The sequence below is a fragment of the Pseudomonas sp. PS01301 genome, from assembly GCF_029960215.1.
Classification (GTDB): Bacteria; Pseudomonadota; Gammaproteobacteria; order Pseudomonadales; family Pseudomonadaceae; genus Aquipseudomonas; species Aquipseudomonas coleopterorum.
The window spans coordinates 1-15,418 of record NZ_JASCPM010000065.1; the positions used below are offsets into that span (position 1 = coordinate 1).

The 15,418-nt window shown below is 62.9% G+C and carries 15 protein-coding genes; 4 read left to right on the forward strand and 11 right to left on the reverse strand.

Annotated elements, in window-relative coordinates; genetic code table 11:
* Positions 1-86: 86 nt before the first annotated feature.
* Positions 87-2,312: a polyphosphate kinase 1 gene (gene ppk1, locus QMX89_RS21370; RefSeq protein WP_049860302.1), complete on the reverse strand. Its 2,226-nt coding sequence runs from the start codon at positions 2,310-2,312 to the stop codon at positions 87-89.
* 270 nt (positions 2,313-2,582) lie between these two features.
* Between ppk1 and QMX89_RS21375 the strand changes: the two genes are divergently transcribed.
* A complete protein-coding gene (locus tag QMX89_RS21375; protein WP_049860303.1) occupies positions 2,583-3,197 on the forward strand; it encodes a DedA family protein in 615 nt (204 codons plus the stop codon).
* A 76-nt stretch (positions 3,198-3,273) separates the two neighbouring features.
* Positions 3,274-3,933, forward strand: coding sequence for an isoprenoid biosynthesis glyoxalase ElbB (gene elbB / locus QMX89_RS21380; RefSeq protein ID WP_282349776.1), 660 nt, complete (start codon positions 3,274-3,276; stop codon positions 3,931-3,933).
* 20 nt (positions 3,934-3,953) lie between these two features.
* On the opposite strand, the gene QMX89_RS21385 is transcribed toward elbB, so the two are convergent.
* From QMX89_RS21385 to QMX89_RS21400, 4 genes are all read right to left on the reverse strand, one after another.
* Positions 3,954-4,847: a LysR family transcriptional regulator gene (locus tag QMX89_RS21385; RefSeq protein ID WP_282349777.1), complete on the reverse strand. Its 894-nt coding sequence runs from the start codon at positions 4,845-4,847 to the stop codon at positions 3,954-3,956.
* A gap of 7 nt (positions 4,848-4,854) precedes the next feature.
* Positions 4,855-5,547, reverse strand: a complete 693-nt coding sequence (locus QMX89_RS21390; RefSeq protein WP_282349778.1) for a cysteine hydrolase family protein — start codon at positions 5,545-5,547, stop codon at positions 4,855-4,857.
* 104 nt (positions 5,548-5,651) lie between these two features.
* A complete protein-coding gene (locus QMX89_RS21395) occupies positions 5,652-6,284 on the reverse strand; it encodes a LysE family transporter (RefSeq protein WP_282349779.1) in 633 nt (210 codons plus the stop codon).
* Positions 6,285-6,381: 97 nt separating this feature from the next.
* Positions 6,382-8,292, reverse strand: a complete 1,911-nt coding sequence (locus QMX89_RS21400; protein ID WP_282349780.1) for an ATP-binding cassette domain-containing protein — start codon at positions 8,290-8,292, stop codon at positions 6,382-6,384.
* 50 nt (positions 8,293-8,342) lie between these two features.
* On the opposite strand from QMX89_RS21400, the gene QMX89_RS21405 reads away from it, so the two are divergent.
* The gene (locus QMX89_RS21405) at positions 8,343-8,843 is read left to right on the forward strand and encodes a TIGR02444 family protein (protein WP_282349781.1); all 501 of its coding nucleotides are present in this window, start codon (positions 8,343-8,345) and stop codon (positions 8,841-8,843) included.
* Here the strand turns inward: QMX89_RS21405 and QMX89_RS21410 are convergent.
* Positions 8,804-9,598 carry an AlgP family protein gene (locus tag QMX89_RS21410; RefSeq protein ID WP_282349782.1) on the reverse strand — a complete coding sequence of 265 codons (795 nt, stop codon included), beginning with the start codon at positions 9,596-9,598 and terminating at the stop codon, positions 8,804-8,806. The genes QMX89_RS21405 and QMX89_RS21410 overlap by 40 nt on opposite strands.
* A 149-nt stretch (positions 9,599-9,747) precedes the next feature.
* Here QMX89_RS21410 and QMX89_RS21415 point away from each other — a divergent pair, with 149 nt between their 5' ends.
* On the forward strand, positions 9,748-10,425 hold the full coding sequence (locus QMX89_RS21415) for an FKBP-type peptidyl-prolyl cis-trans isomerase (protein WP_049860311.1): 678 nt from the start codon (positions 9,748-9,750) through the stop codon (positions 10,423-10,425).
* A gap of 18 nt (positions 10,426-10,443) precedes the next feature.
* Here QMX89_RS21415 and rsd read toward each other — a convergent pair whose 3' ends face one another.
* The 5 genes from rsd to hemC form a co-directional block, all read right to left on the reverse strand.
* Entirely contained in the window at positions 10,444-10,917 is a 474-nt protein-coding gene (gene rsd / locus QMX89_RS21420) for a sigma D regulator (protein WP_122742980.1), read from the reverse strand.
* Positions 10,918-11,202: 285 nt separating this feature from the next.
* A complete protein-coding gene (locus QMX89_RS21425; RefSeq protein ID WP_049860313.1) occupies positions 11,203-12,459 on the reverse strand; it encodes a heme biosynthesis HemY N-terminal domain-containing protein in 1,257 nt (418 codons plus the stop codon).
* Positions 12,456-13,592: a uroporphyrinogen-III C-methyltransferase gene (locus tag QMX89_RS21430; protein ID WP_282349785.1), complete on the reverse strand. Its 1,137-nt coding sequence runs from the start codon at positions 13,590-13,592 to the stop codon at positions 12,456-12,458. The genes QMX89_RS21425 and QMX89_RS21430 overlap by 4 nt, the downstream gene beginning before the upstream one ends.
* A gap of 49 nt (positions 13,593-13,641) precedes the next feature.
* Positions 13,642-14,400, reverse strand: a complete 759-nt coding sequence (locus QMX89_RS21435) for a uroporphyrinogen-III synthase (RefSeq protein ID WP_282349786.1) — start codon at positions 14,398-14,400, stop codon at positions 13,642-13,644.
* Positions 14,397-15,338 (reverse strand): hydroxymethylbilane synthase, encoded by a 942-nt coding sequence (hemC, locus tag QMX89_RS21440; RefSeq protein ID WP_282349787.1) that lies wholly within the window; start codon positions 15,336-15,338, stop codon positions 14,397-14,399. Before hemC ends, QMX89_RS21435 begins: the two co-directional genes overlap by 4 nt.
* Positions 15,339-15,418 lie beyond the last annotated feature (80 nt).

The following is a 15,418-nucleotide window of genomic DNA, read 5'->3' on the forward strand; positions in this document are numbered from 1 at the left end:
GCAGAGACCCGCTCCCACATTGGAATGCGATCCCTGTGGGAGCGGGTCTCTGCCCGCGAAAGGGGCGCCGCCGATCGTGATGTCTGCTAGCGCACCGGCAGGATCGGGTTGCTCAGACGTTCCAGCAGGGTGTCCTGTGCACTGCGGGCGTTCTGGTTTCCGGTCGGCGTGTTGCGCACGTAGCGCCCGTCGGCCTGCAGGATCCATGAATGGGTGTTGTCGGTCAGGTAGCTCTCCAGCTCCTTCTTGACCCGCATGATCAGCTTCTTGCCTTCGACCGGGAAACAGGTCTCCACACGCTTGTCGAGGTTGCGCTCCATCCAGTCGGCGCTGGACAGGAACATCTGCTCCTCGCCACCGTTGAGGAAGTAGAACACCCGCGTGTGCTCCAGGAAGCGCCCGATGATCGAGCGCACATGGATATTGTGCGACACCCCGGGAATGCCCGGCCGCAGGCAGCACATGCCGCGCACCACCAGATCGATGCGCACGCCGGACTGGCTGGCCTTGTACAGGGCGCGGATGATCTTCGGATCGGTCAGCGAGTTGAACTTGGCGATGATGTGCGCCGGCTTGCCATCAAGCGCGTACTGGGTTTCGCGCGCGATCATGTCGAGCATGCCCTTCTTCAGTGTGAAGGGTGCATGCAGCAGCTTCTTCATGCGCAGCGTCTTGCCCATGCCGATCAACTGGCTGAACAGTTTGCCGACGTCTTCGCACAGTGCATCGTCCGAGGTCAGCAGGCTGTAGTCGGTGTACAGCTTGGCGTTGCCGGCGTGGTAGTTACCGGTACCCAGATGCGCATAACGCACGATTTCACCGCCTTCGCGGCGCAGGATGAGCATCATCTTGGCGTGGGTCTTGAACCCCACCACGCCATAGATGACCACCGCGCCGGCAGCCTGCAGGCGGCTGGCCAGCTGCAGGTTGGATTCTTCATCGAAGCGCGCGCGCAATTCGACGACTGCGGTCACCTCCTTGCCGTTGCGCGCGGCATCCACCAGCGCATCGACGATCTCGGAGTTGGCACCGCTGCGGTACAGCGTCTGCCGCACGGCCAACACATGGGGATCCTTGGCGGCCTGGCGCAGCAGATCGACCACCGGCGTGAACGACTCGAACGGGTGCAACAGGAGGATGTCCTGCTTGCTGACCACGCTGAAGATGTTCTCGCTGTTCTGCAGCAATTTCGGAATCTGTGGCGTGAACGGCAGGTATTGCAGTTCTGGGTGGCTGTCCAGACCGGTGATGCTGAACAGACGCGTCAGGTTGACCGGGCCGTTGACCTGATAGAGCTCGGTCTCGGACAGGTTGAACTGCTTGAGCAGGTAGTCGGACAGATGCTTGGGGCAGGTGTCGGCCACTTCCAGGCGTACCGCATCACCGTAGCGCCGCGAGAACAACTCGCCGCGCAGGGCACGCGCCAGGTCTTCGACGTCTTCGGTGTCGACGGACAGGTCGGCGTTACGGGTCAGGCGGAACTGGTAGCAGCCCTTTACCTTCATGCCCTGGAACAGGTCATCGGCGTGGGCATGGATCATCGAGGACAGGAAGACGAAGTTGTCGCCGGGTCCACCGACGTCCTCGGGCACCTTGATCACCCGTGGCAACAAGCGCGGCGCCGGTATGATCGCCAAGCCCGAATCACGGCCGAAGGCGTCGATGCCTTCGAGCTCGACGATGAAGTTCAGACTCTTGTTCACCAACAGCGGGAACGGGTGTGTGGGATCCAGCCCGATCGGCGTGATGATCGGGGCGATTTCATCGCGGAAATAACGACGCACCCAAGTCTTGAGCTTGGTCGTCCAGTGCCGGCGGCGAATGAAGCGAACCTGGTGCTTCTCCAGCTCCGGCAACAGGATGTCGTTGAGGATCGCGTACTGGCGATCGACGTGCCCATGCACCAGTTCGCTGATTCGCGCCAGCGCCTGATGAGGCTGCAGACCATCGGCCCCGGCCTGTTCACGGGCGAAGGTGATCTGCTTCTTCAGGCCCGCCACGCGGATCTCGAAGAACTCGTCGAGGTTGCTGGAGAAGATCAGCAGAAACTTGAGCCGCTCGAGCAGCGGATAGGATTCATCCAGTGCCTGCTCCAGCACACGGATATTGAATTGCAACTGCGACAGCTCGCGATGGATGTACAGACTGCTGTCGTCCAACCCCGGCACGACGATGTGCGGCGCCGGCGCAAGGGCCTCGCTCGGGTGCGCGGGTTCGACGATGGCTTCTATGACCAACGGCGCTTCTACCGGTGTTTCGACCACCGGCTGGTCTTGAGTGAGAGCGACTTGCGTCTGGGCTTCGTTGTTCATCTGGCGTTCCCGGGGGCGTAACTGCCCTCTGCAATTGAGCGGCACGGATCGCGTAATGCGTCAGGATGCCATTGGCGCCTGCACGCTTGGAAGGGGGGCGCGACAGTTATAAGCATCGATTATGACGTTCGCATGACAGGCCTGGCCGCATACACATGCTGTCTACGATCTCAGGTTGACAAGCATTGTTCACGACAAGACACATTTGGACACTTTCATGTATGTCCCTGAAGGGTTAGGCTGCGCATTCACTTCGCCAGCATCGATAAAATGCTCCAACAATTCCTGAACGATTTTGGCTATTTCGCCCTGTTCCTCGGCACGTTCTTCGAAGGCGAGACCATTCTGGTCCTGGCCGGATTCCTGGCGTTCCGTGGCTACATGGATATCAACATGGTTGTGGTCGTGGCCTTCTTCGGCAGCTACGCAGGCGACCAGCTCTGGTATTTCATGGGCCGCAAGCATGGCCGCAAGCTGTTGGCGCGCAAACCCCGCTGGCAGCTGCTAGGCGACCGTGCGCTGGAGCATATCCGCCGGCATCCGGACATCTGGGTCCTCAGCTTTCGCTTCGTCTATGGCCTGCGCACCGTCATGCCGGTGGCCATCGGCCTGTCGGGCTATCCCCCGCGACGCTATTTGCTGCTCAACGGCATTGGCGCGGCGGTGTGGGCCACCGCACTGGGATTGGCGGCCTATCATTTCGGCTCGTTCCTGGAACACATGCTGGGCAACGTGAAGAAATACGAGCTGTGGGTGCTGGGTGCGCTGGTACTGATCGGCGCCTTGCTGTGGATACGCCGCCGCATCAAAGCGGCCCGCATCGCCCGCCAGGCTCGCCTGCAACCCCCTGCAGTCACGCCAGCGCCCAGCGACGAACAGCCCTGATCGCCGACTCGAACTGAACACGCGACGCCGATCGGGATCCATGCTACTGAAACAGCGGACAGAATCGGAGTTCGACATGACCAAGAAAATCGCGGTGATCCTTTCCGGCTGTGGCGTCTATGACGGCAGCGAAATTCAGGAAAGCGTGATCACCCTGCTGCGCCTGGACCAACGTGGCTGCGAAGTGCAGTGCTTCGCTCCCGACGTTGCCCAGAAGCACGTGGTCAACCACCTCAGTGGCGAGGAAATGCCCGAATCACGCAACGTGCTGGTGGAATCGGCGCGGATCGCCCGTGGCGAGGTGAAGGACATCGCCCTGGCCAATGCTGACGACTTCGATGCCTTGATCGTCCCCGGCGGTTTCGGCGCGGCAAAGAACCTGTCTTCCTTCGCCAGCGACGGCGCCGCCTGTTCGGTGAACCTGCAGGTGCAGGCACTGGCCGAAGCCTTCGCCGAAGCACGCAAGCCGGTTGGCCTGATCTGCATCTCGCCGGCACTGGCCGCCAAGATCTACGGACCCGGCGTGACCTGCACCATCGGCACCGATGCCGATACCGCGCAGGCCATCGAGAAGATGGGCGGCACTCACCAGGAATGCGAAGTGACCGAGATCGTCGAGGACACCGCGCGCAAGCTGGTCAGCACGCCCGCCTACATGAGCGCAAAGACCATCAGCGAAGCCGCTGCCGGTATCAATAAACTGGTGGATCGGGTGATCGAGCTCACCCAGGCCTGAGTGCTGCTGTACAGGCAGGTCTAGGGGTCTGGGTCCGCATGGTAGTGATCGGCCATGAAATCGACAAAGGCGCGGACCTTGGCTGGCAGATGCGCGGCGCTAGGGTAGAGCGCGTAGTAGCTACGCGCTCCCAGCGTCACCTCTGGTAATACCCGCACCAGGCGCCCGGCGCGCAGATCGCGCGCAACGGTTGCCAGGGTGAAGGCGGCAATCCCCAAGCCCGCGACAGCGGCCGTGTGCAACGCGGCAATGCTGTCGCTGCGCAGTTGCCGTCCGGCGTCCACACTTTGCACCGTCTGCTCACCCATGTGCAGTTGCCAGTGTGCTTCATCGGCATAGGCCAACAAACTGTGCGCCAGCAGATCGTCCACGCCTCGAGGCAATCCACGGCGATACAGGTAGGCCGGCGAAGCGACCAGCACCATGGGTGACACGGTCAGCAAGCGCGCGACCATGGTGCTGTCGGACAACGGCGAGCCACTGATGCGCAGGGCAACGTCGAAACCGTCGGCCACCAGATCCACCAAGGGATCCGAGCACGACATGTCCAGCTGGATATCCGGGAAACGCTCCTGAAAAGCCGGTAACCAGAACGGCAGTTCCAGTGTTCCCAACACCAGCGGAACGCTGATACGCAAGCGACCGGAGGGCTGCTTGTGTACGCGCGCCTCCTCGGCTGCGGCATCGACCCGCTGCAGGATATCGACACAGGCCGTGTAGTAGCGTTTGCCCGCATCCGTAAGGCTCAGCTGCCGTGACGTCCGGTTGAGCAGCCGCGCACCCAGCTCGCTCTCCAACTGCTGCAATTGCCGGGATACCGTCGAATGAGTGGTCTCCAGGCGCTCCGCTGCGCCGGTGAAACTGCGTGTTTCCACCAGGCAACGGAAGATGCGCATTGCGAGCAGTTGATTCATTCAGGGCTCAACGTACAGGTAACGCCTGGATCTGCGCGGTGCTCAGCACATCGCCGAAGGTGTCTTCGATTTCCACCAGCGCGGCTGCGTGCAGTGCCTTGTCATCAACGCTCTGGCCGTTGAAACGGGTAATGCTGCGGGTCGCCGACGCATCGGACGCTACCACCACGTTATAGCCCAGCGGCACCGCGTCGCGGGCAGCGCCTGCCACACATGCATGAGTCATCAGGCCAGCGACCAGGACAGTATCGATGCCACGAGCCTTGAGCTGAGTGTCCAGATCGGTACTGGCGAAAACGCTGACCGTATTCTTGCGCAACACCTGATCAGTGGCACGGGGCTGCAGGCGTGGGTGAAACTTCACTGTTTCACCACCCTCGGCGAACAGTGCCGACCCCGCAGGTGCAACGTGTTGCACGTGGAACACTGGGATCTTGTGGCGATCGGCGTAGCCAATCAATTCCTGGGTATTGGCCAGAGCGGTGGCACCGTCGGGAATCGGCATCTTGCCGGTGAAGTACTCGTTCTGGAAATCGATTACCAGCAGCGCCGTCTTGCCGGCAGGAAGGTGCTGCACGGGCGCCGCACCGAACATTGCCCGAATGGTCGGTTGGTTAGGAGTCTCGGTGCTTGCGCCAGCAGAGCCGACGCCTGCGGCAAGCAGACCGGCACACAGCAAACGGCGGGGGAAAGCGAACATGGGCGGTATCCTGTCAGAAGTGAGCGCCCAGTCTAGGGTTGGCACTGCCCTGCTCCCAGACTGAAACCGCAACACGATCTGTGCAGCCACCGCACAGATCGGGTTCAGGCAGGCACTCGGCGCAAGGTCGCGAGCAACGTCGCAGCGGCCACGAACAGTCCCGCGAAGGTACGGTTCATGCGCCGCTGCTGACGGGGCGTGCGCAACAGGCGCAAGACCTTGGCCGCAAGCCCCGTGTAGCCGGCCATGACGATCAGGTCCACGGTTATCATGGTCGCTGCAATGGTCAGGTATTGGGCCAGCAGTGGCGCATGCGGATTGATGAACTGTGGTAGTACCGCAAGCATGAACACCAGTGCCTTGGGGTTGCCGACGTTCACCAGAAAGCCTCGAAGAACCAGACTGGAAGCTTTGCCTGTCGGCTTTTGCTGGGTTTCTTCACTGATGTCGGCGGGCAGTGCACGCCACTGCTTGACGGCCAGATAGAGCAGATACAGCACACCAAACCACTTGATGGCCTGGAACGCCGTGGCGGACGCTGCCAGCACGGCCCCGACGCCCGCGGCGATGATCACGATCTGCAGGAGCAGCCCCAACTGCAGGCCAATTGTATTCCAGTAACCGCGCAGGAAACCGTGCTGCAGGCCGCTGGACATTGACGCAATGGCCCCGGCACCCGGTGAAAGGCTGATGATCCAGCACGCAGCAAAAAAGGCCAACCAGGTTTCCAGCAACATACGGACCTCGACGCTTGAATAGGGACAGCCTAAGGTAAAGCGGCGCAGCGAATTTGGCTATGGGCCTGTGACGGCGGCCCGGCATCGCGCCGCAGCGTCAGCCCAATGCCTCGAGTTGTGCCTGCATGTCTTCGAGCAGCTCCAGCGCTTCCATCCACTGCTCCTCCAGCTCGCTCTCGCGAACCTTGAGCTTGGCCTGCTGGGCAAGCTGATCGCGCAATTCATCCTTGCGCGCGGCTTCGTAGAGCGCGCTGTCGGACAAGGCCGCTTCTATCTTCGCCAGCTTCTCGTGCACCTCACCCAGATCGCGCTCCAGCTTGTCGGCCTGGCGTTTGTGCGGGGCCAACTGCTGACGCAAGGCAGCGGCAGCCTGGCGCTGGGCTTTCTTGTCGGTCTTGTCGGGATTGACCGGGGTGTTGCTGGCCGGGGCATGGCGTTGACGATAATCCACCAGCCAGCGCGCGTAGTCGTCCAGATCGCCATCGAAGGGCTCGACCTTGCCATCGGCCACCAGCAGGAAGTCGTCCGTGGTGCTCTTGAGCAAGTGCCGGTCGTGGGACACCACCAGTACCGCGCCACTGAATTCCTGCAAGGCCATGGTCAGGGCCAGGCGCATCTCCAGGTCCAGGTGGTTGGTCGGTTCATCGAGCAGCAACAGGTTGGGCCGCTCCCAGGCGATCAAGGCCAGCGCCAGGCGCGCTTTTTCACCGCCGGAGAAATTCAGCACTGGCTCGTCGATGCGCGCACCGCGGAAATCGAAGCCGCCGAGGAAATCGCGCAGCACCTGTTCCCGCTCGGTAGGCGCCAGGCGTTGCAGATGCAGCAACGGGCTGGCCTTGCTGTCCAGAGAATCAAGCTGGTGCTGGGCGAAATAGCCCACCACCAGATTCTCGCCACGCACCAGGCGCCCGCCGATGGGCGTCAGCTCACCGGCGAGGTTCTTGATGAGGGTCGACTTGCCGGCGCCGTTGGGGCCCAGCAAACCAATGCGCGCACCGGGTGCCAGTTGCAGCTTGACCTTCTCCAACACAGCCTTGTCGCCATAGCCGAGGCGACCTTCGGAGAGGTCGAGCAACGGGCTGGAAATCTTCACCGACTCGCGGAAGACGAAATCGAAGGGCGAGTCGACGTGCGCCGCCGACAGCTCCTCCATGCGCTCCAGGGCCTTGATCCGGCTCTGAGCCTGGCGCGCCTTAGTGGCCTGAGCCTTGAAACGGGCGATGTACTTCTCCATGTGCGCCCGCTGCGCCTGCTGCTTCTCGTAGGCTTGCTGCTGCTGCGCCAGGCGTTCGGCGCGAGCGCGTTCGAAGGCGCTGTAGCCGCCGCGATACAGGGTCAGCTTCTGTTGTTCGACGTGCGCCACATGATCGACCACTTCGTCGAGGAAGTCGCGGTCGTGGGAGATCAACAGCAAGGTACCGGGATAGCCTTTCAGCCAGTCTTCGAGCCACAGGATGGCATCGAGGTCCAGGTGGTTGGTCGGCTCATCGAGCAGCAGCAGGTCGGAGGGACACATCAAGGCCTGCGCCAGGCTCAGACGCATCCGCCAGCCACCGGAAAAATCACCGACCTGACGGTCCATCTGCTCGTTGCTGAAGCCCAGCCCGGCCAGCAGCTTGCGGGCGCGAGCATCGGCGGTATAGCCATCGGCGCTGTCGAGCTCGGCATGCAAACGAGCCTGGGCGGCGCCATCCTGTCGAGCTTCGGCGTCGGCCAGGGCATGCTGCACTTCGCGCAGACGTACATCGCCGTCGAGCACATAGTCGACCGCAATGCGTTCGAGGGTATCGACTTCTTGGCGCATATGGGCGATACGCCAGTCGGCAGGCAGGTAGCAATCGCCCGAGTCGGGCGCAAGCTCGCCGCGCAACAGGGCGAACAGGCTGGATTTGCCGGCACCGTTGGCACCGATGAGACCGGCTTTCTGACCGGCGTGCAGAGTCAGCTCGGCATCTTCTAGCAGACGCTGCGGGCCACGCTGTAAAGTGAGGTTCTGAAGTCGGATCATAATGGCGGCGAAGTCTACCAGCTTCCTTGCCCACTGGCGCGAGTAGCACGATGCACGATGAATTGTGGGAGTTTGCCTTGAAGCTCTATGCCCGACCGGGCATCGAGGCCGCCTGCCTGCAGTTGCAGGCAGAAGGCGCCAATGTGTGCCTGCTGCTGTGCGGCGCCTGGCTGGGTGCCAGAGGCGTGGCCTGTTCGCATGAGCGTGTGATGCTGCTGCAGGCGATCGCCACGCCCTGGCACGATGAGGTCGTGCGACCACTGCGCGAGCTTCGCCAGCAGTGGCGCGCAAAGGCCATGCATGATCCCGAGCTGATGCCGCTGCGTGAATCGATCAAGGCGCTGGAACTCAATACCGAGCGCCAGTTGCTGCAGCGCCTGCACCGCCAAGCCGCTCCGTGGCTCCTTGCCGCGGAACAGTCCAACATGACTTGGCTGCCCGCCCTGCTACCGGCGCCGGCTGCAGGCGTCAGCGATGCATTGCGGACACTGAGCGTGGCAGCCCGCGACACTCAGGCCTCGCTGGACGACGCGCCACCTTTGTCTGGCTGACCGGCCACGGCTTGAGCATCTGACTCGGTTGCGCTCGTATGAACGGCTGCCGCCAGCGACTTGGCGGCGGCAGGCTTCCTTGCAGGCCGGGCGGCAGGCTTGGCAGGCGCCTTCGCTTCGGGCTTGACCGCTGCGCCTGGCGCGGCGAGGGCCTTGCGCGTGGCGCTGCGCGAAACAGCCGGTTTGCTTGCAGTGGCGGCGGCAGCGGCTCGGGTGGTCTTGCTCGCTGCCGGCTTGGCTGCGGCACGCGCGGTCGAAGCTGTCGGACTGGTTTTGGCTGGGGTACGAGCAGCGGGCTTGGCCGCCGAGCTGGCAGGCTGAGTGACGGATGCCGTGGTCACCTTGGGCTTGGTCGAACGGGTTTCGATGGCCTTGCTGGCCGCTTCGCGCACACGACCCACGCCGGCTGCCAGCTTCAGGCTCTCCTGGGCATCGCGCTTGAGCTCGACGATGTAGGCGCGGGTTTCGGCCTGGCGTTCCTTGAGATCGTCGAGCAGCTCCTCGAGTTCGCTCACCGAATCATGCGCCTTGGCCTGTTTCTTTTTCTTGCCGGCGGCAGCGGCGTCCTGCACTTTGGTGCGCGACTTGTGCAGTTTTTCCTGAGCCTTGCCGCGTTGCTTCTCGAGCTTGGCGAGCAGTTTTTCAGCATCGGCCAAGGCTTGGGAACATGCACTTTCAAGGTGCTCGAGCAAACTGCCGGACAGCTGTTGCAGCAAATGCAGCGGGGTGTTTACAGGCTTCTTGTTAGCCGACATAGGTTACCTCCGGGCCGATGGGTTGAGGCTCATACTAGACCTGAGACCGTAGAGCCGCCAGAACATGTTGACCGTACCTGCCAGCCCCCGTTGCGCACTCGGTGGCATAATCGCTCGATGCTCGGTCTGTCTTGTTCTGGAGAACCCCCATGTTGTCTCGCCTGCTGCTGTCGTTGTCCCTGGTGCCGTTGTCGCTGGTGTGGTCGCAAGCGCACGCCGCGCAGGGTACACCGGATGATGGCCACGACCTGGCCTACAGTGTGGGTGCCAGCTTGGGCGAACGCCTGCGTCAGGACGCCCCCGGCCTTCAACTGGACGCCTTGGTCAAGGGCTTGCAGCAAGCCTACCGGCAGGAGCCGCTGGCCTTGAGCGATGAGCGCATGGGCCAGCTACTGGCTCAATACCAGGCGCAGGCGGACAAGGCTGACACCGGCCCGGACACGGAAAAGGCGCAGGCGGCCGAGCGTCGCTTCATGGCCGGCGAGCGGGCCAAGGCTGGTGTGCGGGAGATCTCGGACGGGGTGCTGATAACCGTACTCGAACCTGGGGCAGGCAGCCCTGCCACGGCCGATGAGCGCGTGCAGGTTCAATACATGGGGAGGTTGCCTGACGGCAGCGTGTTCGACCAAAGCAAACAGCCGCAGTGGTTTCGCTTGAACAGCGTCATCGAAGGCTGGCGTACGGCACTGCAGCAGATGCCTACGGGTGCGAAATGGCGCGTGGTGATTGCCTCTGCCCACGCCTATGGTGCCGAGGGCGCAGGGGATCTGATCCCCCCCTACACGCCACTCACTTTTGATATCCAACTGTTGGCCACGGCCCCATAGGGCCGCGTCTGACGCCCATCACGCCTGAGCGACGGATTCTTCCTTGTGGGCGTTGTGCAGCACTTCGATCAGGCAATCTTCGAGCTCGAAGCGTTCGTGCAGCAAGCGCCCCAGCTCCTTGAGCTTTTCCAGGATGACGGCGGCATCGGAGCAGTCGCCCTTGTCGCAGTAGTCGTTGAAGTCGAGGGCTTTCTGGGTGATCTCGTCGATGCGTGGCCAGATCGTATCGGCCAGCTCCAGACCACGCTTGTCGTTGAATGCCTTGGCTTCGTCGGTCAGTTGCTCGTAGATCTCGAAATGGCCTGCCGAGGTGTAGTCGACCAGCAAACCGCAGAAATCCTGAAGCCTCTTGCGATCCTCGACCAGCGCCTGAGGTGTGTCGCCCAGTGCATCGAAGGCCTTGATCAGCTCGTTGCGTTCCTGCAGCCAGCGATCGATCAGCAGGTGAACTCCGCCCCAGCGTTCCTGGGCATTCTTGCAGCTTTCCAACATGATGAGTGCTTCCCTTGTGGGTCATGCCCGGCGTCGCACTCCTGTATCACAGGAAGCAGGGCTCGGACCGATTCGCCGTCTGTGATGGCGAATGTCGATGTACGTGCAGGGGGAGATTATGCCCGTGCGCCAGTGGCATCAAGGTACGCATCGGATAAAGTTCATACAAGTGTTTAATCGTGGCAATACCGGAACGAATGCCGGATTTGCGGGCCTCGCCCCTGTTCCACGATCAAGTGGTGGAACAGGAGCGCATCAGCCTGAGCACTCAGGCCGAAACGGGCTTCAGAGCGGGCGAACCGTGGTCGGCAGCGGCGCGGCCAACAGGCGCTCGTCGAGCAGCCCGAGACCTTCCTGGAACAGCAGGTTGCTGCGCTCGGTATCGCCGAGCTGGGCTAGTAGGCGGGCCAGCTCCGCACAGGTTTCCGGGCTGCGCTGCAGACGCAGGCTGCTTTCCAGGTAATCGCGTGCCTTGCCCCACAGACGGTTCTGCAGACACAGGCGGCCGAGTGTCAGCAACAGCCCGGCGTCATCGGTGTGTTGCTTGAGCCAACCTTCGGCGGTCTGCAACTGGCGCGCCGGATCGTTGCCGATGACCAGGCCGTACAGGCGAGCCAGGTGCGTGTCGTATTGACGCTTCTGCGCGGTACGCAGGACTTCTTCGGCCTGGGTCTGCGCGCCTACCTGCCGCAACTGCTCGGCATAGGCAAGGACCAATGCAGGCTCCTGACGCTGCGCCGAACTCAGTGCCTGCCATGCGCGCTCGAGTGCAGCCAGGCCCGCTTCGCCCTGACCTTGATCCGGTGCCGATACATGCGCGGCCACGCTGAGGTTCTCGCCCCAGGCACGCCGTTCCAGTTCGGCCAGCTCGGCCGCTGGCAAGGCTTTGTCCTTGCGCAGTTGTGGCAGTAGCTTCACCACGGCAGCCCAGTCTCCACGTTGCTGATGCACGCGTTGCAATTGACGCAACACCTGCACATTGCGCGGATGACGCTCGTGCATGGCCTGCAGGGTTTGCAGGGAGCCGTCGCTGTCGCCGCGATCGCTCTGCAGTTGGGCATGGCTCAAGGCAATCGCCAATTCGGCTTGTGGCTGACGTGCCAGGGCCTGTTCGAGCAGGCTGTCGCTGTCTTCGTAGCGGCCCAGCTCGTTGGCTGCGCGGGCTGCGCCCAGGTAATACAGCAGGGGCTGACGTTCGTGTTCGGCAGCGTGCTGCAGGTGCTTCTGAGCGCTGGCCCAGCGTCCTTCGGCCAGGTCCAACTGGCCCTTTTCGATGGCAGCCTGCACGCGGCGACTGCGGTTGCGGCCCGACCATGGATTGACCACGCGGCCGGAGGTAACCACCACGCTGATCAGCAGATAGATGATGAATACCAGCAGCACCAGCACCAGCAAGGCCAGCAACGTGGTCCACAGGCCGGATTCGTAGCGCATCACATGGGGGTAGTCGATCAGCACGTAGCCTGGGTGCTTGGCCACGGCCAAGCCGAGCCCGACCATGGCGGCGATCACCAGAAACAGGATCACGTAGAACCGTTTCATGGCTGGCTCTCCGCAGCGCCTGGCGTGGCTTCGGTCGATTTCTGCAGGCCTTCGACCGGCGTATGGCGGCGTTGCAGGTAGGCCTGGATGGCATTGAGGCTGGCATCCAGATCAGGTGTGGTGACCGACACCGGCTGGCTCTTGAGTGCGGTCAGCTGTTCGATCATGGCTTGGGTGGGGCCGTTTTCGCGGTTGAACCCTGCGATGAGAATGCTGCGTGCGTCATCCAGCGCTTGCGTATAGACCTTGCCCTGACCGTTGAGCGCGGCCCATTGCGCCTGTTCCAGTGCAAGGCTCAGGGCCAGGCGAACCTGGTTCAGGCTTTGCCCGGCCAGCAACGGACGGATGCTGTCATCGGGGTTGAAGTCGACGCGGAAGAACCCGGAAATCTTGTTCCACCACTGACGCCAGCGGGTCTCGCCTTCAGGCGAAGTGCCTTGCGCGGCGTCGGCGGCTGCCTGAAATTCCGGGGCCAGGGCCGTCAACTGCGTTGCCTGCTCGCGCAGTGCGCTCAACTGCAGGAACAAGCCGGTGCGGTCGGGCTGGGTTGTGCCTTGCAGCGACGCCAGGCTACGGGTCAATTGTTCGCGGGCGGCGAAGGCTTGTGGGTCATCCTGCTCGCGCAGGATTTCATCGGCACCCTGCACCAGTGCCTTGGCGCTGGTGACATCCTGCAGCGCAGACAGACGCAGGCTGGCCAGGCGCAGCAGATGCTCGGCCTCGGCCAGGCGCCAGTCCTTGCGGCTGGCACCCAGCACGGTTTCCAGGCGTTGGCTCAGACGCTGCTGGTCGCCCTGCAACTGCGCGACCAGACGGCGGCGATCTTCCAGTTCGTTGGCATCAGGCAACTGCGCCAGGTCGGCGCTGAGTTGCCGTTCGTTGTGCTCCAGGGTCAGCGTCTGCGTGGCGAGCCCTTCGATCACTCGCGACTGCTGCTGATGACCGGCCGTGAGCGTGCGCACCTGCCACACGCCCCACCCTGCGGCAGCGAGGCCAGCGGCGGCCAGCAGCAGCGCGATGATCGCCAAGCCATTGCCATTGGCCGAGCGCTGAGGCGGCACGGCGGCTGGCTGTTCGAAAGGCGCCTTCGGGGCGCTCTGCGTCTCGTCTTTGGGCAAGGCTGTTTCGCTCACGTGTCCATCCTTTGCATTGGGGCGCGCCCGCCAGGCTGGCGGTCGCGCCTTACGATCTGGGTGCGGTCTGCGTGTGCAGCGCCGCCAGCAACGCCGAAGTGCTGGCACCTCGGCAATCCACAACATTCAAAGCGCCAGCGTCACGCGCCAGCGCCGCCACCCGCGGGCTGGGCACAAACAGTGGCAGGGCGCGGATCGCCGGCCACTGCTCACCTGCCAACTGGTGCAAGTGTTGAAAACCCTGCCCACTGCTGACCACCACGGCGTTCAAGCGTTCCGATTCGATACGGGTCGCCAGCGTACCCGGCGGGTAGACCGGAATGCTGCGTCGATACAGTTGCAGATACTCCACCGCTGCGCCTTGGTCGCGCAAGTGTTCGGCCAGCGCCTCGCGTCCACCCTCGCCACGAATGATCAGCACACTTGGATGAGGGCTGATCAAGGCGGTGCGCAATTGGGCCAGATTCAGCAGGGCTTCGCTATCGTCTCCTGTTTCAGGATACGTCACGTGCAGCCCGCGCTCTTCGAGAATGGCTGCCGTGCCAGCGCCGACGCTGAACCAGGCAGTCTGGCCAAGGCTGGCAGGTGCTTGCTGCAGTGCCAGGCGCGCGGCGGGTTTGCTGACCACGATCACTGCGTCGTATTGACCAAGGTTGGCCAGCATTTGCCGCTGGCTATCACTCGACGGCAGAGGCTCGATTGCCAGAAGCGGCAAGCTTGCTGCGAACACACCCTCTTCGCGCAGCGCCTGAGTTTGCTGCGCGCACTCGTCGGTGGGCCGTGTCAGCAACACTCGCCAAGGGTTCAAGGATGACCTGCCTCGCCGTACACCGCACGCAGGATGTCGTCGGCGCCCTGCTCCAGCAACGCCTCGGCCACCTGTACGCCCAGCTGTTGCGCATCGGCCAGTGGTGCCCGTGCCTGGGCATGCAGCAAACGCTGCCCGGCTGGATCGCCCACCAGGCCGCGAAGCCAGATCTGTTCGCCTTCGAGCACCGCATAGCAGGCGATGGGCACCTGGCAGCCACCGTTGAGGTGCTTGTTCAGGGCACGCTCGGCGCTGACGCGGAATTCGGTATCGCGATGATGCAACGGCCCCAGCAGCGCATGGATCTCGCTGTCGTCCGTCCTGCATTCGATACCGACCGCGCCCTGGCCGCCTGCAGGCAGGCTATCCTCGACGCTGATGCTGGTGGTGATGCGATTTTCGAAGCCTAAGCGGATCAGGCCGGCGGCGGCGAGGATGATCGCATCGTATTCACCGGCATCGAGTTTGGCCAACCGGGTATTGACGTTGCCCCGCAGGAAGCGGATCTGCAAGTCGGGGCGGCGCGCCAGCAGTTGGGTTTGACGACGCAGGCTGGAAGTGCCGACGACACTGCCGGGCGGCAACGCTTCCAGGCTGTCCCAGGCATTGGAAACGAAGGCATCGCGAGGGTCTTCCCGTTCGCAGATGCAGTACAGACCCAGCCCTTTGGGAAAGTCCATCGGCACGTCTTTCATCGAATGCACAGCGATGTCTGCCGTGCCTTCGAGCAAGGCAGTTTCCAGTTCTTTGACGAACAGCCCCTTGCCGCCGATCTTCGACAATGGCGAATCGAGCAGCTTGTCGCCGCGACTGACCATCGGGACCAGACTGACCTGAAGACCGGGATGGGCCTGCTCCAGTCGAGCCTTGACGTACTCGGCCTGCCACAGGGCAAGGGCACTTTTACGGGTGGCGATGCGGATTTCGCGAATGGGCATGAATCGATCCGTATGAAGATTAGCGGACGATGATACCAGCTGTGCGGCAGGCCGCGCCCAGTCAGCCGGACTGGGCGCGG